This is a genomic window from Mesorhizobium sp. BHscii, assembly GCF_053848065.1.
In genome coordinates, this window is record NZ_JBSPKW010000017.1 from 96,447 (window position 1) to 119,963 (window position 23,517).

Sequence of the window (23,517 nt, forward strand, 5' to 3'; positions counted from 1 at the left end):
GATCCGATGTTCGACCGCATCATTTCGGAACTCGGTCCCTGGAATTGGATGGTTCTCGGCTTTGTTCTCCTCGTAATGGAGGTCATCGCACCGGGCATCTTCATGCTATGGATCGGCATCGCCGCGCTGCTGATCGGTGCAGTCTCCCTGCTCATCTGGGACGCAGGATTCTGGACCTGGCAGATCCAGGTTCTCGCCTTCCTCGCTTTGTCGCTGATCTCAGCCTATGTCGGCAAGAGACTGGCGGGCGGACGCCATGACCCGACCGACCAGCCGCTGCTCAATCGCCGCGGCGAACAAATGATCGGCAGGATGGCGACACTGGCCGAGCCGATCAAGGACGGGCGCGGCCGCATAAAGCTGGGCGACACGCTATGGCGCGTCTCAGGCCCCGATCTGCCGGCCGGCACGCAGGTGCGCGTGACGGGCGCTGCCGACACCGATCTGGAGCTGACGGTCGAGGCGGTTTAGGACCGATCCTACCCATCTCGGCGGGCGACTTTTCAAACAGGCCTGAGGTCTGTCAGGCCGCGCCGATGCGCAGCAGGTCGTGCAGATGGACAAGTCCGACCGGCCGTCCGCCCTCGACAACCATCAGGCTGGAGATGGCCGAATTGTTGATCGTCTGCAGCGCCGTCGCCACCAACGTATCCGGCCCGGCGGTCTTCGGCTTCTTGGTCATGACCTGATCGACACTCATCGCCAGAAGATTGCTGCCGATGTGGCGCCTGATATCGCCATCGGTGACGATGCCGATCAGCGCACCATCCGCGGCGGTTATCGCCACGCAGCCGAACCCCTTGCGCGACAATTCGAGGATCGCTTCGCGCATTCCGGTGCCCGAAGGCACCAGCGGCAGCCTGTCGCCGACATGCATGATGTCGCGGATCTGCGTCAGATTGGCGCCAAGTTGCCCGCCGGGATGGAAGGTGCGGAAATGATCCGGCGTGAAGCCGCGCGCTTCGAGCAACGCGATGGCCAGCGCATCGCCGATCACCAGTTGCAGCAGCGTCGATGTCGTCGGTGCCAGGCCGTGCGGGCAGGCTTCCGGCGCACGCGGCAGCAGGAGCACCACATCGGCCGCACGCGCCAGCGCCGATCGCTCTCCGGCGGTGACCGCGATCAGCGGAATCGAGAAGCGCCTGGAATACGCGATGATGCCCTTGAGCTCGCGACTCTCGCCCGACCACGACATGGCGATGATGGCATCGTCCTTGGCGATCATGCCGAGGTCGCCATGATTGGCTTCGGCAGGATGGACGAAGAAAGCCGGCGTGCCGGTCGAGGCGAGCGTTGCGGCGATCTTTGATCCGATGTGGCCGCTCTTGCCGACGCCGGTGACGATGACGCGGCCCTCGATTTGCGACACCATGTCGACGGCGTGCGCGAACGGTTCGGTCAATCCATTTTCGAGCGCGGCCGCCAGCGCCGCGACACCGGCCTGCTCAGTCGCTACCGTTCTAAGCGCCGAGGCGATCGAAGCTTGCCCATCGAGCCGCTTCTTGTCTGGGGATCTCGCATGCATGGCTGATGCGATTAGCGCTTTGCCGCGCGCCTGTCCAACGGAATTGCCATCCAGCGAGGCCTGATCCACCACTGCCTCAACCCTCCGTTAACCATCCCCATTTACGGTTCGGTAAGTATGGCGCGCGTGCGCCGCGCAAGCAGTGGTGGCGATGTCCGGGGCCCAGCCTGAAAAGAAAAGAAGACGAAACGGCAAAGCGGTCTGCGCCTTGCTGCTGGCGACCAGCGTCTTCGCCTTGCTGCGGCCTGCGCAGCCCTATGCCCAGGTAACCGAGCTGCGCGGCGAGGTTTCAGAATCGGCAATTCTGGACGACCAGCAGCGCAAGACCAGGCAATTGAGCATGGCCAGCGCCGAGGATCAGACGGCGCAGGCCGGCGCAACCACCCAGAGCACTGCGCCGGCGCCCACCTATCAGCCGGCCAGCCCGGGCGCCGTACAGGACGACGACACGGCACCCGCGACTGGCAGCATTTTTGATCCGCCTGAGGCCACCGACGATGCGTTTGCGGACACCCCCGCTCCCGTCCCGCCGCGCCGGCCATCGAGCGCAACGCAAGGGGCGGCCGATCAAGACGAAGCCGCCGAGACACAAGCCACCGCCGCGACTGCAGCCACGACGGATGACACGGATACCGGCGAAACTGACCAGGACGCCACCAATCGCCGTGCCATGACCATTGATTCCGCCGACAGGCAGCAGCTCGATCCGGGCGCTGAGCGCGCCGAAGCCATCGAAGGCCGGGATAAGAGGGCCGAGGACGACCCGTTCGCCGCCACCGGCATCAAACTCGGCTCCTTCGTGATCAGGCCAACGCTCGAGCAAGGCCTGACGGCGACATCAAATGCCGATTCAAGCAGCGAAGGCAAGCCGGCCCTGCTGTCGGAAACGACGCTGCGCTTCAATGCCATCTCCGACTGGCGGGAGAATTCGGCTGTCATCGACGGCTACGGCACCTTTCTCAAGACTATATCGGGCGACGAGGTTCAGGAGGCACGGGGCCGTGTCGATGGCACGCTTAGTGTCGACCTCGACAACGATCTGCGCGCTCTCGCCAAGCTCGGTTACGAGTCGGCGCCGGAATCGGCTTCGTCGCCAGTCGTCATCGAAGGCACCGTCGAGCAGCCGGTGCGCCAGACCATTGACGGCAGCCTTGCGCTCGAGAAGGATGCCGGCAAGATGCGCTTCGCCCTGACCGGCGCTGTCGAACACGACATTTACGGCGACGCGAAGCTTTCGACGGGCGGAACGCTGTCGCAGAAAGACCGCGACTCGACGCTTTATACCGCCACCTTGCGCACCGGCTATGAGATTTCTCCCGCCATCACCCCTTTCGCCGAGGTCGAAATCGGCCGCCGGGTCTATGATTTGCGCGTCGACACCAATGGTTTCGAACGATCCTCGACGCGGCTCGGCCTTCGGGCCGGCGCCGAGGTCGATCTTGGCGAGAAGCTTGCCGGCGAATTCTCGGCCGGCTGGCTGCGGGAGGCGATCGACGACGACCGCCTGCCGGCAATTTCGGGTGCCACGGTGAACGCCGACCTCAGATGGTCGCCGGAACGCGGCACCACGATCGGCCTCACCGGGCAGACGATCGTCGAGGGCACGACGACCGCCAACGAAAGCGGCGACATCCTTTACTCCGGCCGCCTCACCGGCGAGCGGGAAATCCGTGCCAACCTGATCGGGAACGCAGCTCTCGGCGTGGACTGGCGCGACTACATCGGGTCGGACGGCCATGATCTGACGCTGAGCGCCGAGGCCGGACTGACATGGTGGCTGAACCGGTATGCCGGACTGACCACCCGCGCCAGAACTGAAAAACAGACCAGCAATCTGGAGGGCCGCGACTACACCGCCCACAGCATCTTCGTCGGGGTGACACTGCAGCCGTAAAGCAAACCGTTGAAGGTTGGGGCATGTCGAGATTCAAGTCAGGCCGTGGCGAGAACGGTGGTTTCGAGAACCTTGTTCTTATGCTTGTCGTTGTCCCAAAACCGTTGCGCACCCTCGGTTCAAGCCCGAGGGCATGCTTTTGGGCGACATACCTAGAACGCCGCGCCCCGCTGCTCTGAGGGTTTCATCTCGTCGAGAAGCTGGCGGATAACGCCCGCCATGCGTCCGTTTATGTCGCTGCGCCACAGCGCGAAGGCGACATTGGCCTCGACAAAGCCTTCCGGCGATCCGCAATCGAAGGTGCGCCCCTGGTAGTGGCACCCATAAAAGGGCTGTTGCTTCTCCAGCTTCAGCATCGCATCGGTGAGTTGTATCTCGTTGCCGGCGCCCTTCTCCTGGCCCTCGAGAATCCCAAATATCTCCGGCTGCAGGATGTAGCGCCCGTTGATGTATAGATTGGAGGGTGCCGTGCCGGTCTTCGGCTTCTCCACCATACCGGTGATACGGAAACCGTGATGTGTATCCTCGCCACGGCCGACGATGCCGTATTTATGGGCCTCGGCGGGGTCGCATTCCTGAACCGCGACGATGTTGTTGCCGGTCTCCGCATAAAGCTCGACCATCTCTTTCATGCAGCTTTTTTCCGACTGCATGATCATGTCAGGCAAAAGCAGCGCGAAGGGCTCGTCGCCGACCAGTTCCCGGGCACACCAGACGGCATGGCCAAGGCCGAGCGGCACCTGCTGGCGCGTGAAGCTGGTCTGCCCAGGCGAGGGTTGCAGCCGCTGCAGGCGGGCGAGCTCGTCGTCCTTGCCGCGCTGGGCGAGCGTGTCATAGAGTTCGAACTGGACGTCGAAATGGTCCTCGATGACCGCCTTGTTGCGGCCGGTCACGAAGATGAAATGCTCGATCCCGGCTTCGCGTGCCTCGTCGACCACATACTGGATGACTGGCCTGTCGACGACGGTCAGCATTTCCTTGGGTATGGCCTTGGTGGCCGGGAGAAAACGCGTGCCGAGACCGGCGACCGGGAAAACTGCCTTGCGAACTCTCTTCATGCTGTCAAATTATCCGCTTCTAAGCCTGTTCGGCAATCCCGCTTCAAGACATTTTCGTGCCGGAATCGAGGATTATGGAACGGCTGGTCAGAAGAAATTCGTAGTCTGTAAAGCACCAACCCGCCTTTTCGTTCCCAACGGCACCTATGGTAAACTAAATGCTAACCGGGTTCGGCGATGAATAGTCTTCCTGTGATGAAGAAGGAGGAAAAGATGTCCGTTCGCAACGCCGCAAAGCGCTTCACAAGCATCGTTGCGGCCGCCAGCCTGTCGCTTGCCTTGCTGATGCCCACCGGATCGGCTTTTGCCGACGCCGGTTTCCGGCAATGGGTGGCCAGCTTCCGCGCCACCGCGGTGCGGAGCGGTGTTTCCGGCGCCGTTTACGACCGGGCATTCGAGGGCATCAGCGATGCCGACCCGGTCGTGCTGGAAAAAGCGCGTTATCAACCCGAATTCACCGCGCCCGCCTGGGACTATTTCGACAACCGCGTCCATGACCAGTCGGTCGCTGTCGGCCAGCAGATGGCCAGGAAGTGGAAGCCGTGGCTGGACAGGATCGAGGCAAAATACGGCGTCGACCGTCATATCCTGCTGGCAATTTGGTCTATGGAATCGAATTACGGCGAAATCCTCAAGCGCGACGATGTCATGCGCAATGTCGTGCGTTCGCTGGCAACGCTTGGCTATGCCGACTCGAGACGATCGAAATTTGCCCGCACCCAGTTGATCGCGGCGCTGAAAATCCTGCAAAGGGGCGACATCGACAAAAGCCACCTCAGCGGCTCATGGGCCGGCGCCATGGGCCATACCCAGTTCATTCCCACCAGCTATCAGGCCTATGCGGTCGATATGGACGGCGATGGCAAGCGCGACATCTGGAATTCCATTCCCGATGCATTGGCAACGGCCGCCAATCTGCTCAAGAAGAACGGCTGGCAGGCCGGCAAGACCTGGGGCTATGAAGTCAGCCTTCCCGACGGAAAGAAGTTCCCGGCCGGATCGAAGTCACTGTCGCAATGGCAAGCGCTGGGTGTCACGCGCGTCAACGGCAAGCCGTTCAAGAATAGCGCGGAGAAGGCCACGCTGAAGGTGCCAGGCGGCCGCGGCGGCCCGGCTTTCCTGATGATCAAGAATTTTTCGGTCATCAAGCGCTACAACAATGCCGACAAATACGCGGTTGCCGTTGGCCTTCTTGCCGACGAAATCGCCGGCCATGGTGGGCTGGTGCAGGACTGGAAGCGGCCTTTCACGAAGCTCTCCTTCGAGGAGAGGCAAGAGCTTCAGCAGCGGCTTTCCCAGTACGGCTACTATGACGGCAAGTTCGACGGCAAGATCGGCGAGGGATCGAAAGCCGCCATCATGGCCTTCCAGGCAAAGGCTGGCTTGACCCAGGACGGACATCCGAGCATGGAAGTGCTCAAATGGCTCAGGCAGAACTAGCCTCGCATAGGGAGACGACCTAGAGCCTCGGACCCAACCGGTTTTTTGGGAAATCCGATGCTCAGACTAAGATAGAGCGGCGGCCGGGTTGGATTTGAGGGTCCGGCGCTCTTAAGGGATGGAGAGGGTAATTGGTTTCGGCTGGGCGTATCCGGGTGATCCTTCGTCGCGTGCCGATCCTGGTTCTGGCTATTGCCGTTCTGGCCGTCAGCACTGCCGCCGTCTTTCACACGCCGGCCGTGGCGCAGGAAGAACAAAGGCGTGGCTGGTCGCTGCGCGACTTGTTGTTTCTGCGCCGAAGCGAGCGGGTGGGCCGAACCGAGTGGATGGAGCCACCGCGACAGATCCAGAGGGCCGGGCCACGGAAGCTAAAAGCAAGAAAGCCCCGCGCCGCGCCGCGCCGGCCGGCTGAGCCGGCAACCCCGATTGTCGAGAAGGCGTCGGATGCCCGCACCGTTCTGGTGGTCGGCGATTTCATGGCGAGCGGCCTCGGCGAAGGTCTCGATACCGCCTTTGCCGAAAACACCAACGTCAGGATCGTCGTCCGCAGCAACGGTTCGTCCGGTTTCGTGCGTGACGATTTCTACAACTGGCCCGAACAGATCAAGTCGCTGATCGAGACCGAAAAGCCCGCGGCCGTAATCGTCATGCTGGGCTCCAACGATCGGCAGCAAATGCGCGTGAACGGTGAACGCGAACAGCCGCGGTCCGAGGCCTGGACCAAGGAATACGAACGCCGGACCGAAGCGTTCGGTAAGGCCATTGCAGCGGCCAAGGTGCCGTATCTATGGGTCGGCATGCCGGCATTCAAGGCGCCGAAGATGACCTCAGACATGCTGGCTTTCAACGACATTTACCGCTCGACGGCCGAAAGCCATGGCGGCGAATTCGTCGACATCTGGGACGGTTTCGTCGACGAGGACGGGGCCTTTGTCACCAGCGGACCTGATATCAACGGCCAGCCGGTGCGCCTGCGCACCGACGACGGCATCTATGTGTCGAAAGCCGGCAAACGCAAGCTCGCCTTCTATGCCGAAAAACCCTTGATGAAGATCCTTGGAATGACCGCGCCCACGGGCACACCGGCAGCTTACGCGCCAGCGGGCGCTCCCGTCGGGGCGCCGGCACCGGCACCCATGGCCGTCGATCGCACCGTGCCGATGCTGCTCAACGATCCGGCGCTCGATGGCGGTTCTGAACTTCTCGGCGCCGCAGCGCCGGCAAAGGCCGACGGGTCTGGCGAAAAGCTCCTCGTCGAGGGCAAGGCGCCCGCTGCTTCGCCCGGCCGCGCCGACGATTTTTCCTGGCCGCCCAGGGGACAGCCTGCGGCCGCCGCAACCGAAACGACCACGGCGACCACTCCGTAAACCTGCCCCGGGGCACCGGAATAGCAGAAAACGTCTTCAGAGGGCGCGCAAGTAGGGTCTCGAGACAGCCTCAGCGCGGCAGCACGCTCGATCCCATCAGCGCCTCGTCGATCGAACGAGCCGCCTGCCGGCCCTCGCGGATCGCCCAGACGACCAGCGATTGACCGCGGCGCACATCGCCCGCCGCATAGAGCTTTTCGACGCTGGTCTTGTAGTCGCGGTCATTGGCCTCGACGTTGTTCGAGCGGCGGCTGTCGATGACGATCGTCATCTGGCCAGCCAGTTCCGACACCGGTCCGACGGTAGCCGGCCCGGCAAAGCCGATGGCGATGAAGGCGAGATCCGCGCGGATGACGAATTCCGTGCCGGCGATCGGCTTGCGCTTTTCATCGACCTCGCAGCATTTGACGCCGGTCAACGCGCCGTCCTCGCCGATGAATTCGAGCGTCGCCACCTGGAACTCGCGCTCGGCGCCTTCGGCCTGCGAGGACGAGGTGCGCATCTTCGTCGCCCAGTAGGGCCAGACCGAAAGCTTGTCCTCCTTTTCCGGCGGCTGCGGCCGGATGTCGAGCTGGGTGACACGAACGGCGCCTTGGCGGAAGGCGGTACCGACGCAGTCGGATGCGGTGTCGCCGCCACCGACGACGACAACATGCTGGCCGCCGGCGACGATCGGCCGCGAGGGCCACGCCACCGACTGGATCGGCTCGCCGCCGATGCGCTTGTTCTGCTGCACCAGATAGGGCATCGCATCATGCACGCCGTCGAGATCGTCGCCGGGAATGTTGGCCGGGCGCGGTGTTTCCGAACCGCCGCAATAGAGCACCGCATCGTATTCGGCGAGCAGCTCCGCCACCGGTTTGTCGACGCCAACATTGACGCCGCAATGGAAGCTCACGCCCTCGCCTTGCATCTGCTCGATGCGCCGGTCAATATAGTGTTTCTCGATCTTGAAGTCGGGAATGCCGTAGCGCATCAGCCCACCCGGCCGGCTCTCGCGCTCATAGACGTGAACGTCGTGGCCGGCGCGGCCAAGCTGCTGGGCGGCCGCCATGCCGGCCGGCCCCGAGCCAATGACTGCGACGCGCTTGCCGGTCTTCTTTTCCGGCGGATAGGGCCGGATATGACCGGTTTCATAGGCCTTGTCGGCGATCGCCTGCTCGATCGTCTTGATGGCGACCGGAATGTCCTCGAGGTTGAGCGTGCAGGCTTCCTCGCAAGGCGCCGGACAGATGCGGCCGGTGAATTCCGGGAAATTGTTGGTCGAGTGCAGGTTGCGGATCGCATTGTCCCAGTCGCCATTGTAGACGAGGTCGTTCCAGTCCGGGATCTGGTTGTGGACCGGGCAGCCGGTCGGCCCGTGGCAGTACGGGATGCCGCAATCCATACAGCGCGCGGCCTGTTTCTCGACCTCCTTGTCCGACATCGGCAGCGTGAACTCGCGAAAATGCCGGATGCGGTCGGAAGCCGGCTGGTACTTGTGCACCTGCCGGTCGATCTCGAGAAACCCTGTTACCTTGCCCATAGTCCAGTCCCTGCTGTCCAGATGGCGCGCTCGAAGACGCACCCGTTAACCTCATAAGGCAGCCATGGCAACCTTCAGTCCGAGGCTAGGATTGTTGATAAAGGCGTCGACAGGGAAGCCTGGCTTCCCGGCAACTCCCAAAGCCTATTCCGCCGCCACGCCCATGCGCATGCGCTCCATTTCGATCAGCGCGCGACGGTATTCGACCGGCATGATCTTCCGGAATTTCGGCCGGAAAATCGCCCAGTTGTCGAGGATCTCGCGGCCGCGCACCGAACCCGTATAATGGACGTGGTTCGAGATCAGCTGATAGAGCCGCTCCTCGTCATGGCTGGTCATGTCGCCGGACACGTCGACGCGGCCTTTGTGGTCGAGGTCGCCGCCATGATGGAGCAGTTTCTCCATCAGGTCGTCTTCTTCGGGAACGGGTTCCAGTTCGACCATCGCCATGTTGCAGCGCTCGGCGAAATCACCTTCCTCGTCCAGCACATAGGCGACGCCGCCCGACATGCCGGCGGCAAAGTTGCGGCCGGTCTGGCCGATGACGACGACAATGCCGCCGGTCATGTACTCGCAGCCATGGTCGCCAACGCCTTCGACGACGGCGGCCACGCCCGAATTGCGAACCGCAAAACGCTCGCCGGCGACGCCGCTGAAATAGGCCTCGCCCTCGGTCGCGCCGTAGAGCACCGTGTTGCCGACGATGATCGACTCCGCTGCGACGATCTTGGTGTTCTCCGGCGGGCGGATGACGATGCGGCCGCCCGACAGGCCTTTGCCGACATAGTCATTGGCCGCACCGACCAGCTCGAACGAGACCCCACGCGCCAGGAAGGCGCCGAACGACTGGCCGGCGGTGCCGGTGAGCTTCACCGCGATCGTGTCCTCGCGCAGGCCCTTGTGCTTGAAGCGCTTTGCCACTTCGCCGGACAGCATGGCGCCGGTCGAACGGTCGACATTTCGGATCGGCAGCTCGATGCTGACCGGCTGCCTGGCTTCTAGCGCCGGCTTGGCCAACTCGATCAGCTTGCGGTCGAGCACGTCGTCGATCGGATGCTTCTGCCGCTCAGTCCAGTGCACCGCCTCATGCGGGGCATCCGGCTTGAAGAACATCTTGCTGAAATCGAGCCCGCGCGCCTTCCAGTGCTGGATCAGCGCCCGCTTTTCCAAGAGATCGGTGTCGCCGATGATCTGGTCGAGATGGGTGTAACCCATCTCGGCGAGCAACGCCCGGACCTCTTCAGCCACATAGAAGAAGAAGTTGATGACATGTTCCGGCGTACCCTTGAAGCGCTTGCGCAAGACCGGATCCTGCGTCGCGACGCCGACAGGGCAGGTGTTGAGATGGCACTTGCGCATCATGATGCAGCCGGCCGCGATCAGCGGCGCGGTCGAGAAGCCGAATTCGTCGGCGCCAAGCAGCGCGCCAATGACCACGTCGCGGCCGGTGCGCAGGCCGCCATCGACCTGCAGCGCGACGCGCGACCTGAGGCCGTTGAGCACCAGCGTCTGGTGCGTCTCGGCAAGGCCCATTTCCCACGGGCTGCCGGCGTGCTTGAGCGAGGTCAGCGGCGATGCGCCGGTGCCGCCGTCGTAGCCGGAAATGGTGATGTGATCGGCGCGCGCCTTGGCGACGCCGGCCGCAACCGTGCCGACACCGACTTCGGACACCAGCTTGACCGAGACATCAGCCGCCGGATTGACGTTCTTGAGATCGTAGATCAGCTGCGCCAGATCCTCGATCGAGTAGATGTCGTGATGCGGCGGCGGCGAGATCAGGCCGACGCCGGGCGTCGAATGCCTGACCTTGGCAATGGTGGCATCGACCTTGTGGCCGGGCAGCTGACCGCCCTCGCCGGGCTTCGCGCCTTGCGCGACTTTGATCTGCATCACATCGGAATTCACCAGATATTCCGCCGTCACGCCGAAACGCCCGGAGGCAACCTGCTTGATCGCCGAACGCTCGGGGTTCTTGCCGCCGCCCGGCAGCGGCAGGTACCGGTCGGCCTCTTCGCCGCCCTCGCCGGTGTTCGACTTGCCGCCGATGGTGTTCATGGCGCGCGCCAGCGTGGTGTGCGCTTCCCTGGAGATCGAGCCGAAGGACATCGCTCCGGTCGAGAACCGCTTGACGATATCGGCCGCTGACATGACCTCGTCGAGCGCGACCTTCTTGCGCCCGGTTTCTTCGGCGAGCCTGATCTTGAACAGGCCGCGAATGCTCTGCGCCCGCGCCGTCTCGCTGTCAATTTGAGCGGAATAGTCCTTGAACGTCTCCCACGACCCCTGGCGCACAGCGTGCTGCAGGGTGGCCACCGCATCGGGCGACCAGATATGTGCTTCGCCGCGCATGCGGAACATGTATTCGCCGCCGACCTCGAGGCTGTTGCGTAGCACCGGGTCGTTGCCGAAGCCGTCGGCGTGGCGGCTGACCGTCTCGGCCGCGATCTCTTCCAGCCCGACGCCTTCGATCAGCGTCGCGGTGCCGGTGAAATACTTCTGCACGAAATCGGTCTTCAGCCCGATGGCGTCGAAGATCTGCGCGCCGCAATAGGACTGGTAGGTCGAGATGCCCATCTTCGACATCACCTTGAGAATGCCCTTGCCGATCGACTTGATGTAGCGGGACACAACCTCATAGGCGTCGACCTCGGCCGGCAGCTCGCCGCGCTTATGCATGTCGAGCAGCGTGTCGAAGGCGAGATAGGGATTGATCGCCTCGGCGCCATAGCCGGCAAGGCAGCAGAAATGATGCACCTCGCGTGGTTCGCCGGACTCGACAACGAGCCCCACCGAGGTGCGCAAGCCCTTGCGGATCAGATGATGGTGGACCGCCGCTGTCGCCAGCAATGCCGGGATGGCGATGCGGTCCGGCCCGAGCTGACGGTCAGACAGGATGATGATGTTGTAGCCGCCGGCGACCGCCGCCTCGGCGCGCTCGCACAGCCGGTCGATGGCGCCCTGCATGCCGGCTGCGCCTTCGTTCGAAGCATAGGTGATGTCGATCGTCTTGGTGTCGAAACGGTCCTCGGTATGACCGATGGAGCGGATCTTCTCGAGATCGCCATTGGTCAAGATCGGCTGGCGCACTTCGAGCCGCTTGCGACGCGAATTGCCGACGAGGTCGAAGATGTTCGGCCTCGGTCCGATGAAGGATACCAGGCTCATAACCAACTCCTCGCGGATCGGGTCGATCGGCGGATTCGTGACCTGGGCGAAGTTCTGCTTGAAATAGGTATAGAGCAGCTTCGATCTGTCCGACATCGCCGAGATCGGCGTGTCGGTGCCCATCGAGCCGACCGCTTCCTGGCCAGTGGTCGCCATCGGCGACATCAACAGCTTGGTGTCTTCCTGGGTGTAGCCGAACGCCTGCTGGCGATCGAGCAGGCTGACGTCCCTGCGCAATGCGCGTGGCTCGACCGGCTTCAGGTCTTCCAGAATAAGTTGGGTGTTGGCGAGCCAGTTCTTGTAGGGATGCCTGGTCGCGATCTCCGACTTGATCTCCTCGTCGGAAACGATGCGGCCCTTTTCCAGGTCGATCAACAGCATGCGGCCGGGCTGCAGCCGCCACTTCTTGACGATCCTCTCCTCCGGCACCGGCAGCACGCCGGCTTCCGAGGCCATGATGACGCGATCGTCGTCGGTGACGATGTAGCGCGCCGGGCGCAGCCCGTTGCGGTCGAGCGTGGCGCCGATCTGGCGGCCATCGGTGAAGGCCACCGCCGCCGGCCCATCCCACGGCTCCATCAGGGCGGCGTGGTATTCGTAAAAGGCCTTGCGATCTTGATCCATCAACTTGTTGCCGGCCCAGGCTTCCGGGATCAGCATCATCATCGCGTGAGCGAGCGAGTAGCCGCCCTGCGTCAGGAATTCGAGCGCATTGTCGAAACATGCGGTGTCCGACTGCCCCTCATAGGAGATCGGCCACAGCTTGGAGATGTCGTTGCCGAACAGTTCGGAATCGACCGAAGCCTGCCGCGCCGCCATCCAGTTGACGTTGCCTCGCAGCGTGTTGATCTCGCCATTGTGGGCGACCATCCGATAGGGATGCGCTAGCTTCCACGACGGGAAGGTGTTGGTCGAGAAACGCTGGTGGACCAGGATCAGCGCCGTCTCGAAACGCGGATCGGTCAGATCCTTGTAATAGGCGCCGACCTGATAAGCCAGGAACATGCCCTTGTAAACGATGGTCCGCGATGACATCGACACGACATAGAAGCCATTGTCGACGCCCTTGGTCTCCTCGTGGATACGACCGGAAATGACCTTGCGCAGGATGTAGAGCCGCCGCTCGTAATCGTCGTCGCTCTCGATCTCGGCGCCACGGCCCAGGAACACCTGCCGCTGGACCGGTTCGGAAGCCGCGATATCAGGCGCCTTGGACAGCGATGAATTGTCGACCGGCACATCGCGAAAGCCGAGCAGCGGCTGGCCTTCGAGCTGCGCCACCTCGGCGATGATGCCTTCGATATGCGCCTGAAGCTCCGGATCGCGCGGCATGAACACATGGCCGACGGCATAGTGGCCGGGCTTGGGCAATTCGACGCCCTGGCTGGCCATTTCCTCGCGGAAGAAGCGGTCGGGAAGCTGCACCAGCACGCCGGCGCCGTCGCCCATCAGCGGATCAGCGCCGACGGCGCCGCGATGCGTCAGGTTTTCGAGCACCGCAAGGCCGTCCTTGACGATCTGATGCGACTTCACGCCCTTCATGTTGACGATGAAGCCGACGCCGCAGGCATCGTGCTCGTTGCGCGGATCGTACAGGCCGTGCGCGGCGAAGCCGGTGTCGGTTCGCTCAATTTTGGTTCGGGACCGATTTTTGACGGCTGGCGCTTTCGTCTGCGCGGCCGGGCCGTTCGTCGCAGATGGCGTCACTTCCGTCATCGTCCTGTCCTCCATCCCCAGCCCTTAGGGCGCTGGTTTCCGTTGGGAAGCGCATGAGCTTCCCTCTCATCCTTACGGCACGTCTTGCGAAATCCTTGCCGAACCAGGCGGCCTGGTTCGCATCCGGTAATCGTACAGGCCAGAGCCGGCCGTCTATCTGTCGCTCGCGGCAGCGGCCGGAGAGGCTTAATGATACGCCAATCCAGCCTGTTTTGTGCGACAAAATAAGACAGCACTACTGTCCTAAATTTTTATGACAGAAATCACGTATGCGCACAAGACCGATTCACAACAATCTTGGGCTGTCCGCGACAGAAAATTACGCGCGGCCACGCCAAAACGCAACCTTCGCCCGTATGTCCTGTTTTCCGCTCTCGCTGGCGTTACCGCCTATCCGGTGCTTGGCACTTGCGAGCGGCATGCGAAAGCGGCCAAGGTTGCATCGATTTTTCTAGCACAGGCAAACGTATGAATTTCGCTTCCGACAATTGGGCAGGCGCCCATCCCAGCATCGCCGCGGGCCTGTCCGCCCACGCCGGCGGCTTCTCCACCGCCTATGGCGACGGCGCCCTCGACCAGGCTGTCTACCAGAGCTTCAACGAAATTTTCGAGCGCGAGGTCGCGGTGTTTTTCGTGGCGACCGGCACCGCCGCCAATTCGCTGTCGCTGACCGCCTATAACAAATCAGGCGGCATTTCCTTCTGCCATCGAGAGTCGCATGTCATTGAGGATGAATGCGGCGCGCCGGAATACTTTACCGGCGGCTCACGGCTCTATCCCGTCGACGGTGCGCTGGGCAAGATCGATCCGAACAACCTGGACAGGGCGGTGGCCAGATTCGCGCCTGAAATCGTCCATTCCGGGCGCCCGATGGCGGTGTCGATCACCCAGTCGACCGAAGTCGGCACCATCTACACACTGAACGAAATTGCCCGGATTTCGGCGATCGCCAAGCATCACAAACTGCCACTGCACATGGATGGCGCCCGCTTCGCCAATGCGCTGGTCGCGCTAGAGACGACGCCGGCGGAGATGACCTGGAAGCGCGGCGTCGACATCCTCTCTTTCGGCGGTACCAAGAACGGCTGCTGGTGCGCCGAGGCTATCGTGCTATTCGATCTCGACCGCGCCAGGGAACTGGCCTTCCTGCGCAAACGCGCGGCGCAATTGTTCTCGAAATCGCGCTTCGTCGCCGCGCAGTTCGAAGCCTATTTCAAGGACGACCTGTGGCTTGAGACGGCCCGGCACGCCAACGTTACGGCAGCACGCCTTGCTGCACTGATCGAGGATTCCCCGTCGGCTCGCCTGGCCTGGCTGCCGCAAGCGAACGAAGTGTTCGCGGTGATGAAAAAGGCCGAGGCTGAACGGGTGCAATTGGCCGGTGCCGCCTTCTACGACTGGCACAAGCCGTATGGCTTCGACGGCCATATCGGCGAGGACGAGGCGCTCTACCGTTTCGTCACCAGCTTTGCGACCACGGCCGAAGAGGTCGACCGCTTTGGCCAGCTAGTTGCTCGATAGCGGCACCTTATCCAACAAAAAAGGGCGGCGCCAGGCGCCGCCCTTCGTCCCTGAGGTCGTCTTGTGACGCGGCTTACGCGGCGGTGTTAGCCTCGATCTGCTTGGCCTTCGCCGAAGACGCGGTGATGGCGATCTTGCGCGGCTTCAGCTCCTCGGGAATATTGCGCTTGAGGTCGACGAAGAGCAGGCCGTTCTTCAGCGAGGCGCCGACGACGTCAACGTGGTCGGCAAGCTGGAAGCGGCGCTCAAAGGCCCTGCCGGCGATACCGCGATAGAGCAGTTCGGAGCCTTCGCCATTGCCCTCTTCCTTGCGCTCACCCGTGACAGTCAGGACGTTGCGGTGAGCCTCGATCGAGAGCTCGTCGTCCGAGAAGCCGGCGACCGCCATCGAGATGCGATAGGAATCCTCGCCGGTGCGCTCGATGTTGTAGGGCGGATAGGTCTGCGCACTTTCAGGCTGCGCAAGCGAATCGAGCATGGTGAACAGCCGGTCGAAACCGACGGTCGAACGATAGAGCGGGGAAAAATCAACGTGACGCATAGTGTGTTCTCCTGTTGAGCAACAAGGTTTGCGTATGGCCGGTGCGAAACCCGTGACGGCGTTCCGGATAGGCCAGCGGCCCCGACATTGGCGGCCGCAACAGACATTTGGGGAACACGTGAAAGCATTTCAAGATTTCTCGATGAACGGCAGATGAACCGCGGCTTCGGCGGGCGTTCAGCTAAGTCGCGCTAGACTGGTTCCAGGATCAAGGAACAGGCGGCGGTTACGGCGTCGCGCGTCCTCTCGGACACGCAAAGGACGCTGTAACAGTTTGATTGCGCATGATTCACAGCGAAAATCGGGTGCGATTTTCGGGGTTATGCGCGAGATACCGCAACGAGGCCGACCGGGTGTAACGTCCCTTCCTCCCGGATCGACGGGGGCCGGAAGCATGCCGCAAGCTGCTTTCGGCCTCACTTGCTGGCTGCCTCGTTCAGCCTCTCCAACGCGTCCGGAATTCCTTTGCTTTTGCTGCATGGACGTCTATGCCTACCAAAGCCTGCGCCATGCAGGCAGCGACACACAAACGCAGCGCCGAATGACGGACCTTCTTAACGAAATTCCCCTCTTCCGCGAAGTTCCGGGCAATCCGCTACCGGAAAATGCGGCCGGTGGTTTCTTCACCACGCGCGACGGCAAGAAGATCCGTTATGGCCTCTTTCCCGCCGTTGCCCGCCCGATGAAGGGCACCGTGGTCGTGCTGACCGGCCGCAACGAGTGCATCGAAAAGTATTTCGAGACCATCCGCAACCTTGCCGATCGCGGCTTTGGCGTTGCCACCCTCGACTGGCGCGGCCAGGGCGGTTCCGATCGGCTGATCAGCGACCGCGAGCGCGGCTATGTCCGGAGCTTCTTCGACTACACCGGCGACCTGGAACAGTTCTTCGAGGAGATCGTGCTGCCCGACTGCCGGGGGCCATATTACATATTGGCCCATTCGGCTGGTGCGGTGATTACGCTGCTTGCTGCGCCGTCGATGGTGAACCGCGTACGGCGCATGGTGCTGATCGCGCCATTCCTGGCCGTGCCCGACCTGCCGGTCTCGACAACCACCGTTCGCCGCCTCTGCTCGCTGTTCTGTCTGCTGGGCCTTGGCAAGCTTTATGCCGCCTGGGGTCCGCGGCCCAGAAGAACCATTCCGTTTGCCGCCAACATGGTGACATCGGATCCGGAGCGGTATCGGCGCAACACGCTGATCTACGAAACCTACCCGCAACTGGCACTCGGCGGCCCGACGATACGCTGGCTGAAAGCGGCGGCGGAGGCGTCCGACGCCATCAGCGACCCCGACTTCATGGCCAGGATCCAGGTACCCTTGCTGGTGATCGCCGCCGGCGCCGACCAGGTCGTCTCGACCAAGGCGGTGGAAACCTACACCAGGCGTCTGCGCCTCGGTTCGCTGCTGGTGATCGATGGTGCACGCCATGAAATATTGCAGGAAGCCGACTTCTATCGCGAGCAGTTCTTTGCCGCCTTCGATGCCTTCATCCCGGGAAGCGACGACACGGGCTGATTGAGTACCGCACTCCCTCCGGACGCGCAAAGAGCGCTTCAAATCATTGAAATCCATGCCTCGGCTTGAAAAAATGCCTTCCAAGTCGATCGGCCCGCCTACCCTTGCCGGGCGAAATGCATGATCCAATTCGTCTCCCAGGTCTTGCCGACATCCGGTGAAAAAGCCTGCTCCCAGCGCGCCGATTTTTCAGTGATCCGCGACCACAGGAAGCGAACGTAGATATTGCGTCCGTCGAAGACGTCTTCGCACAGGAACGTGCCGACGCCTGCTTCGAAGGTGCCGCGCATCGGAACATCGATGGTCGCCGGGTTGCGGCCGTCGATCCACCAGATCGACCATTGGCTCGTCGCCGGATCGAACGTCCGCAACGTGGCGGCGCGATAGGCCTCGACGGGCAATTCAATCACATTGTCATCGACATTGCCGAGGCCGCCAAGGATCGGGCGCACTTCGCATGTCCCGCCAAACACGTCCCAGTTCGTGTCGTCTTGCAGGCGCTTCTCCAACCTCCGATGGCTGACGTTCCAGCGGCCAAAGAAGAAATCGAAATCGGCCCGCCCGTCTGCTGGAGCGTTTTCTGCCGACGCATCTTCGGAATGGTTGGTTGTTGACTGCGTCGGCATGTGAATCCCTCCGGACATCACTTCCATAGCAGAGAGCTGCCGACATCCTCCTGTCAGGAGGGTCGGGGAATCACCGCCCGAACGCTTTCCACGCTCAGCCACGCAGCGCCGCCATCGCGGCGGCATGAAGCTCTGGCGTTGCCGCAGCCAGGATGTCGCCACCCCTTTCCGCCGGTCCGCCTTCGAAGGTGGTGACGACGCCACCGGCGTTCTCGATGATCGGGATCAGCGCGACGATATCGTAGGGTTTCAAACCGGGGTCGGCGACGATGTCGACGCTTCCTGCCGCGACCATGGCGAAGGCATAGCAGTCGGTGCCGTAGCGGGCGAGTTGGACCTGCCGCTCGAACAGGTCGTAGCGCAGACGCGCGTCTCCCTTGAACAGTGCCGGCGTGGTGGTGAACAGCGTCGCGTCGGCAAGGCTTGTCGTCTTGCGCGTCGTCAGCCTTCGTGGCCCGCCCGGGCCTTCATAATGGGCACCGGAAGCGTTGGCGTAGAAAAGCTCGCCGGTGAAGGGCTGCGACATCATGCCGGCGACGGCATCGCCGTCGACCGTCAGCCCGACCAATGTTCCCCACACCGGCAGGCCGGAAATGAAGGCGCGCGTGCCGTCGATCGGATCGATCACCCAGACATGCCTGCTGGATATGTTCTCGCTGCCATGCTCCTCGCCGAGGATGCCGTGATCGGGATATTCCGCTGATATAAGCGCCCGGATGACCCGCTCGGCCTCGCGGTCGGCCTCGGTGACCGGGTCGAAGCTGCCTTGCTCCTTGTTGGCGACCGCGCCTTGGCTGCGGAAGCGCGGCAAGGTTTCGGCTGCGGCGGCATGCGCAATGCGCCGCATGAAATCGATGCTGATGTCCAACTGATTCTCCCGCGTTGTAGCGTGCTGGAACCGTCGTTTGCCTGTGGTTTTCCGCCAAAACAAGGGCGTGCGGAACTTTTGCGCATCGTCAACTGTTGCTCGATTGCAACGCTAGCGCCCTCGAATCCAGTTTCAACATAACGGTGAATTAAAACGCCGGTCGACGGCTTGACATTTGTGCATCGCACAATAGATTTGTTCTCGGACAGGCGTTCCTGTCCATGCCCTCCTTGGGCGTTTCCTCCCTAGACTTCGACCGTGTCGTGCAAACGATGCGGTCTTTTTTTCGGCGCGGCATCCAGCGCATCGCGCGCCTTTCCGACCCGCACACCGATGCCTTTATCTGGCGCAAGACCTGTTATTTGGCCCAGAATTCCCATGTAAAAATCGATTCCGATTTTTGGCATCATTCGGCGGCAAGCGGCAGATCGATAAAATCGTGATCGGGCATCGCCATCAGGTCGGCCGAGAATTGTGCCAGATCGTCGGCGAGTGCATCGAAGCCGGCGGATTTCTGGAACGTCCGCTCGTTCATGTAAAGCCCGCGATTGACCTCGATCTGCAGTGCATGAAGATGGCGGACGGGGCGACCATAGTGCTCGGTGATGAAGCCTCCGGCGTAAGGCTTGTTATGGGCGACGGTGTAGCCCATGCCGATCAGCAGGCCGATCGCCGTCTCGGTCAACGCTGCCGAGGCGGACATGCCGAAACGGTCGCCGACGATGAAGTCGGGCCTGACACCGCTGTCGCCGACCCTGATGCTCGCCGGCATCGAGTGGCAATCGATCAGCACGGCAAAGCCGAACCGCGCATGGGTCCTGGTCAAAAGCCGCTTCAGCGTCTCATGATAAGGCTTGTAGACAGCCTCTATACGCGCGACGGCTTCCGCCAGCGGCAAGCGGCCGGCATAGATGTCGAGCCCTTCTCCCACCAGCTTGGGGACAGTGCCAAGCCCGCCGGCCACGCGCGCCGAGCGGATGTTGCAGAAGGACGGCACGGGTTCGGCGAACATGCGCGGATCGAGTTCCCAGGGTTCCCGGTTGACGTCAAGATAAGCGCGCGGGAAGTTTGCCGCCAGCATCGGCGCGCCGAGCGCGACGGCGCCACCGAACAATTCGTCGACATAGCAATCTTCGGAGCGGCGGATGGCGTTTCGGTCCAGCCTTGCCATGGCCAGGAACCGGTCCGGATAGTGACGGCCGCTATGCGGCGAGTTGAAGAGGAAGGGGACGCGCTGTTCGGCGCCCGACCGGATTTCGAAGGGAGGAACGACCGAAAAATCCTCGGCTGCCGTTTTCAATTTGAACGAATCCGGAAACACCAATGCATCATGGTTGGAAAGGTGCCACCTCGCCGGCCGCATGTCCAGCGTTTCGGCGTCCGGACCGCTTTGTTAAAGGCCGATCGGGCCTTTATCTTCACTTGATGTTTACCGTCACCTCCTCATATACAGGATGGTTAACGGGCTGCCCCACGGCAGTCTCGGACGGGTGATTCGAGCGGGATAAGATGGCACGCATTCTACTGGCGGAAGACGACGATGACATGCGCCGGTTCCTCGTCAAGGCGCTGGAGCGTGCCGGCTATCAGGTCAGCGATTTCGACAATGGCGCCAGCGCCTATGAGCGGTTGCGCGAAGAGCCTTTTTCGCTGCTCTTGACCGATATCGTCATGCCGGAGATGGACGGCATAGAACTCGCCCGCCGCGCCACCGAGATCGATCCCGACCTCAAGGTTATGTTTATCACCGGCTTCGCCGCCGTTGCGCTCAATCCGGATTCCAAGGCGCCGAAAGACGCCAAGGTGCTGTCGAAGCCGTTCCATCTGCGCGACCTCGTCAACGAGGTCGAAAAGATGCTGCAGGCGGCCTGACGCGCTTTCCGCTGCCGGCTTTCGGCGCGTCTCCAACGGCGCGGCAAGGCGAACCGTTCTTTCCCTTTTCCTCCTATTGACGCGCCGTGGCAAAAATGGTGTATGCGCGGCTTCGGATGGGCGTGTAGCTCAGCGGGAGAGCACTGCATTGACATTGCAGGGGTCACAGGTTCAATCCCTGTCACGCCCACCATCCAGACAATCCACCGTCTCTCGTGCCCCGTAGATTTCCTCGTCTTGCGGGCGCTTTTAGGCTGGGCGGCGTGAATGCCGCATTTTCGAGAATGCCAAAATCGGACGCCTTGATTTTTTAGCCCAGCCAATGCTTCGCCGAGCGATTTTGCATTGGCCATGGCCAACAGACCGCCCAAACCGTCATGTCTGGTAGCAGCAACCAGCGTCGATTGAGATCAGGCCGCGCCGAGGCGGAGATCGCCCGTCTCAATATGCCGGAGAAACCAGGCATAGGTCTGCTCCAATCCGCTCTGAAGCGAGTATCGCGGACGCCAGCCCGTGGCAAACAGGCGCGACACGTCCATCAGCTTGCGCGGTGTGCCGTCCGGCTTCGTCGCATCGAATGTGAGCACCGCCTCGGCGCCCACGACCGACAGCATGGTGCGGGCCAGCTCGGCGATGGTGATGTCTTCGCCCGAGCCGACATTGACGTGGCTGTCGCCGGAATAGTTTTTCAGCAGCCAGACCAGAGCGTCGGCGGCGTCGTCGACATGCAGGAACTCGCGCATCGGCGTGCCAGATCCCCAGACCTCCAGGGTTTTGTCGCCGGCGCGCTTGGCCTTGTGCGCCTTGCGCATAAGGGCCGGTACGACATGGCTGGTGGAGAGGTCGAAATTGTCGCCGGGGCCATAGAGGTTGGTTGGCATCGCCGAGATGTACTCGACACCATATTGGCGCCGATAGGCCTGGCACAGCTTCAGCCCGGCGATCTTGGCGATCGCATACCATTCGTTGGTGGGTTCCAGCGGACCGGTCAGCAAGGCGTCCTCGGAGATCGGCTGCGCCGCAAATTTCGGATAGATGCAAGACGAACCGAGGAACAGTAATTTCTGCACCTCGTTGCGAAAGGCGCTCTCGATGACATTGGTCTGCATGATGAGATTGTCCTGCAGAAAATCGACCGGCAACCTGTTGTTTGCCAGGATACCGCCGACCTTGGCCGCTGCCATCACCACCGCATCGGGCCTGTGGCCAGCCATCCAGCGCCGAACGCCGGCCTGGTCCATGAGATCGACTTCATCGCGGGATGCGGTCAGGACCTCGCAGTCCTCGTCCGCCAGCCTGCGCAGGATGGCCGAGCCGACCATGCCGCGATGCCCTGCCACGAATATGCGCTTGCCGTGAAGGTCGAAATCCATTGGCGTATCCCTATGCAGAACGGCTGCTGTGACCATCTGGCGTCGGCGCGCCGGATCGCCTGCCTCGGACGCATAGCGCATACAGATTTGCCCGGACAAGGCAAATCGGAGACTTGGACGAACTCTTCTTGTGGTATGGCGGTCAGACACCCGCCACGGCGCACAGGCTCTTCATTCTTGCGACGGCAAGCTCCGGGTCGGCCAGCAACCCGGCCTGGTCGGCAAGGCGGAACACATCGGCGTAGTGGCAAATGCCGCGCGCCGATTGCATGCCGCCGACCATCGAAAAATGATCCTGGTGGCCGTTCAGCCACGCCATAAAGACGATACCAGCCTTGTAGTACTCGGTCGGCGCCTCGAAGATTTTCCGCGACAGAGGGACCGTCGGCGCCATCAGCGCGTCATAGCCGGCGCGGTCGCCGTCGGCCAGTTTCGCCAGCGCGGCATTGGCGACCGGCGCGATGGCGTCGAAAATCCCGAGCAGCGCGTGCGAATGTCTTTCGCCATCGCCGGCGATCAGCTCGGGGTAGTTGAAATCGTCGCCGGTGAACATGACGACCCCCTCAGGCAGCCGGTTGCGCAGGGCAACCTCTTTGCCGGCATCGAGCAGCGATATCTTGATCCCCTCGACCCTGCCGGCGTGGCTTTCGATGACGGCGATCACCGTGTCGAGCGCGGTGTCGAAATCAGGGCTGCCCCAATAACCCTTCAGCGCCGGATCGAACATGTCGCCCAGCCAGTGCAGGATGACCTTGCCGGACGATTGAGACAGGATGCGGTCATAGACGCTGATATAATCGTCGGGACCCTTGGCGACAGCCGCTAGCGCGCGGCTGGCCATCATGATCGCCTTGCCGCCCAGGCCTTCGATGAAACCGAACTGCTCTTCATAGGCCGCGATGACATCGTCGAGCGTCCTGACGGTGCCTGGCGCCAGATGGTCTGTTCCGGCACCCGAGGCGAGATCGGCGCCGTCGACGGTTCGCGCCTCGGCGGTCGAGCGGCGGATCAATTCCCTGGCGTTTGTCCAGTCGAAACCCATGCCACGCTGTGCGGTATCCATCGCCTCGGCGATACGAAAGCCGAGCCGCCACAGATGATGGCGGAACGCCATCGTGCGCTCCCAGTCGACCGCTGGATGAGACCACGGATCGGTCATCGCGAGGGGGTCGGCAACGACATGGGCGGCGGCATAGGCGATGCGGGAAAACCGCGCGCCGATCACCGGCTGTGCCGGCTGGCCGACAAGGCGGTAGCGAGTGCCGCGACCGCCGTCCTCGGGCAAGGCAATGTCCATCGATCTCTCCCTTGATCGCACCCGTATAAATGGAACGTTCCAATAAATCAACCTTCTACGATTTCTCAGTCCACGGCGCCAAAATGCTGCACGCAGCGAGAAATACCCTTAAAGTGGAGCCATTAACTGCTGAGAACTCGTTTTTCTGAATTCGGGAAAAATCCTGATTGACTCAAATCCAGCCCGGAATTAGAACGTTCCAATAATCTGACC

18 protein-coding genes and 1 tRNA gene are annotated in these 23,517 nt (G+C 62.2%); 8 read left to right on the forward strand and 11 right to left on the reverse strand.

Translation table 11 applies throughout. From position 1 onward, the window contains the following. Positions 1 to 6: 6 nt before the first annotated feature. On the forward strand, positions 7 to 471 hold the full coding sequence (locus ACWTU7_RS22190; protein WP_095517228.1) for an NfeD family protein: 465 nt from the start codon (positions 7 to 9) through the stop codon (positions 469 to 471). Positions 472 to 523: 52 nt separating this feature from the next. Here the strand turns inward: ACWTU7_RS22190 and ACWTU7_RS22195 are convergent, their stop codons facing one another. After that, positions 524 to 1,525 carry a KpsF/GutQ family sugar-phosphate isomerase gene (locus tag ACWTU7_RS22195; protein WP_029349650.1) on the reverse strand — a complete coding sequence of 334 codons (1,002 nt, stop codon included), beginning with the start codon at positions 1,523 to 1,525 and terminating at the stop codon, positions 524 to 526. Positions 1,526 to 1,676: 151 nt separating this feature from the next. On the opposite strand from ACWTU7_RS22195, the gene ACWTU7_RS22200 reads away from it, so the two are divergent. Continuing rightward, entirely contained in the window at positions 1,677 to 3,419 is a 1,743-nt protein-coding gene (locus ACWTU7_RS22200; RefSeq protein WP_455840252.1) for an outer membrane beta-barrel protein, read from the forward strand. A gap of 152 nt (positions 3,420 to 3,571) precedes the next feature. Here the strand turns inward: ACWTU7_RS22200 and galU are convergent, their stop codons facing one another. Continuing rightward, complete coding sequence (gene galU, locus ACWTU7_RS22205; RefSeq protein ID WP_036267133.1) at positions 3,572 to 4,477, reverse strand: UTP--glucose-1-phosphate uridylyltransferase GalU; 906 nt, start codon at positions 4,475 to 4,477, stop codon at positions 3,572 to 3,574. 213 nt (positions 4,478 to 4,690) lie between these two features. Here galU and ACWTU7_RS22210 point away from each other — a divergent pair, with 213 nt between their 5' ends. Beyond that, on the forward strand, positions 4,691 to 5,917 hold the full coding sequence (locus tag ACWTU7_RS22210; RefSeq protein ID WP_455840253.1) for a lytic murein transglycosylase: 1,227 nt from the start codon (positions 4,691 to 4,693) through the stop codon (positions 5,915 to 5,917). A gap of 131 nt (positions 5,918 to 6,048) precedes the next feature. Further along, positions 6,049 to 7,284 carry an SGNH/GDSL hydrolase family protein gene (locus ACWTU7_RS22215; RefSeq protein WP_455840254.1) on the forward strand — a complete coding sequence of 412 codons (1,236 nt, stop codon included), beginning with the start codon at positions 6,049 to 6,051 and terminating at the stop codon, positions 7,282 to 7,284. Positions 7,285 to 7,354: 70 nt separating this feature from the next. Here the strand turns inward: ACWTU7_RS22215 and ACWTU7_RS22220 are convergent, their stop codons facing one another. Then, a complete protein-coding gene (locus ACWTU7_RS22220; protein ID WP_455840255.1) occupies positions 7,355 to 8,809 on the reverse strand; it encodes a glutamate synthase subunit beta in 1,455 nt (484 codons plus the stop codon). 144 nt (positions 8,810 to 8,953) lie between these two features. Next, complete coding sequence (gltB, locus tag ACWTU7_RS22225) at positions 8,954 to 13,690, reverse strand: glutamate synthase large subunit (RefSeq protein WP_455840256.1); 4,737 nt, start codon at positions 13,688 to 13,690, stop codon at positions 8,954 to 8,956. A 468-nt stretch (positions 13,691 to 14,158) separates the two neighbouring features. On the opposite strand from gltB, the gene ACWTU7_RS22230 reads away from it, so the two are divergent. Continuing rightward, a complete protein-coding gene (locus ACWTU7_RS22230) occupies positions 14,159 to 15,211 on the forward strand; it encodes a threonine aldolase family protein (protein WP_455840257.1) in 1,053 nt (350 codons plus the stop codon). Positions 15,212 to 15,284: 73 nt separating this feature from the next. Here ACWTU7_RS22230 and ACWTU7_RS22235 read toward each other — a convergent pair whose 3' ends face one another. Beyond that, positions 15,285 to 15,752 carry an Hsp20 family protein gene (locus ACWTU7_RS22235; RefSeq protein ID WP_029349636.1) on the reverse strand — a complete coding sequence of 156 codons (468 nt, stop codon included), beginning with the start codon at positions 15,750 to 15,752 and terminating at the stop codon, positions 15,285 to 15,287. Positions 15,753 to 16,293: 541 nt separating this feature from the next. Here ACWTU7_RS22235 and ACWTU7_RS22240 point away from each other — a divergent pair. Next, complete coding sequence (locus ACWTU7_RS22240) at positions 16,294 to 17,268, forward strand: alpha/beta fold hydrolase (RefSeq protein ID WP_455840258.1); 975 nt, start codon at positions 16,294 to 16,296, stop codon at positions 17,266 to 17,268. Between the two features lie 98 nt (positions 17,269 to 17,366). Here ACWTU7_RS22240 and ACWTU7_RS22245 read toward each other — a convergent pair whose 3' ends face one another. The 4 genes from ACWTU7_RS22245 to ACWTU7_RS22260 all read right to left on the reverse strand — a co-directional run bounded on the left by ACWTU7_RS22245 (position 17,367) and on the right by ACWTU7_RS22260 (position 20,125). After that, complete coding sequence (locus tag ACWTU7_RS22245) at positions 17,367 to 17,894, reverse strand: DUF1579 domain-containing protein (protein ID WP_455840259.1); 528 nt, start codon at positions 17,892 to 17,894, stop codon at positions 17,367 to 17,369. A gap of 94 nt (positions 17,895 to 17,988) precedes the next feature. Then, positions 17,989 to 18,762 carry a histidinol-phosphatase gene (gene hisN / locus ACWTU7_RS22250; protein ID WP_095517235.1) on the reverse strand — a complete coding sequence of 258 codons (774 nt, stop codon included), beginning with the start codon at positions 18,760 to 18,762 and terminating at the stop codon, positions 17,989 to 17,991. A 245-nt stretch (positions 18,763 to 19,007) separates the two neighbouring features. After that, complete coding sequence (locus tag ACWTU7_RS22255) at positions 19,008 to 19,172, reverse strand: hypothetical protein (protein ID WP_455840260.1); 165 nt, start codon at positions 19,170 to 19,172, stop codon at positions 19,008 to 19,010. Then, positions 19,169 to 20,125, reverse strand: a complete 957-nt coding sequence (locus ACWTU7_RS22260; RefSeq protein ID WP_455840261.1) for an N-formylglutamate amidohydrolase — start codon at positions 20,123 to 20,125, stop codon at positions 19,169 to 19,171. The genes ACWTU7_RS22255 and ACWTU7_RS22260 overlap by 4 nt, the downstream gene beginning before the upstream one ends. Positions 20,126 to 20,271: 146 nt before the next feature. On the opposite strand from ACWTU7_RS22260, the gene cpdR reads away from it, so the two are divergent. Further along, positions 20,272 to 20,634 (forward strand): cell cycle two-component system response regulator CpdR, encoded by a 363-nt coding sequence (gene cpdR / locus ACWTU7_RS22265; protein WP_006199474.1) that lies wholly within the window; start codon positions 20,272 to 20,274, stop codon positions 20,632 to 20,634. Positions 20,635 to 20,752: 118 nt separating this feature from the next. Further along, positions 20,753 to 20,827, forward strand: a tRNA-Val gene (locus ACWTU7_RS22270). A gap of 217 nt (positions 20,828 to 21,044) precedes the next feature. Here ACWTU7_RS22270 and fcl read toward each other — a convergent pair. Beyond that, positions 21,045 to 22,007 carry a GDP-L-fucose synthase gene (gene fcl / locus ACWTU7_RS22275; RefSeq protein WP_455840262.1) on the reverse strand — a complete coding sequence of 321 codons (963 nt, stop codon included), beginning with the start codon at positions 22,005 to 22,007 and terminating at the stop codon, positions 21,045 to 21,047. A gap of 142 nt (positions 22,008 to 22,149) precedes the next feature. Further along, positions 22,150 to 23,304 carry a dihydrodipicolinate synthase family protein gene (locus tag ACWTU7_RS22280; RefSeq protein ID WP_455840263.1) on the reverse strand — a complete coding sequence of 385 codons (1,155 nt, stop codon included), beginning with the start codon at positions 23,302 to 23,304 and terminating at the stop codon, positions 22,150 to 22,152. Between the last annotated feature and the right edge of the window lie 213 nt (positions 23,305 to 23,517).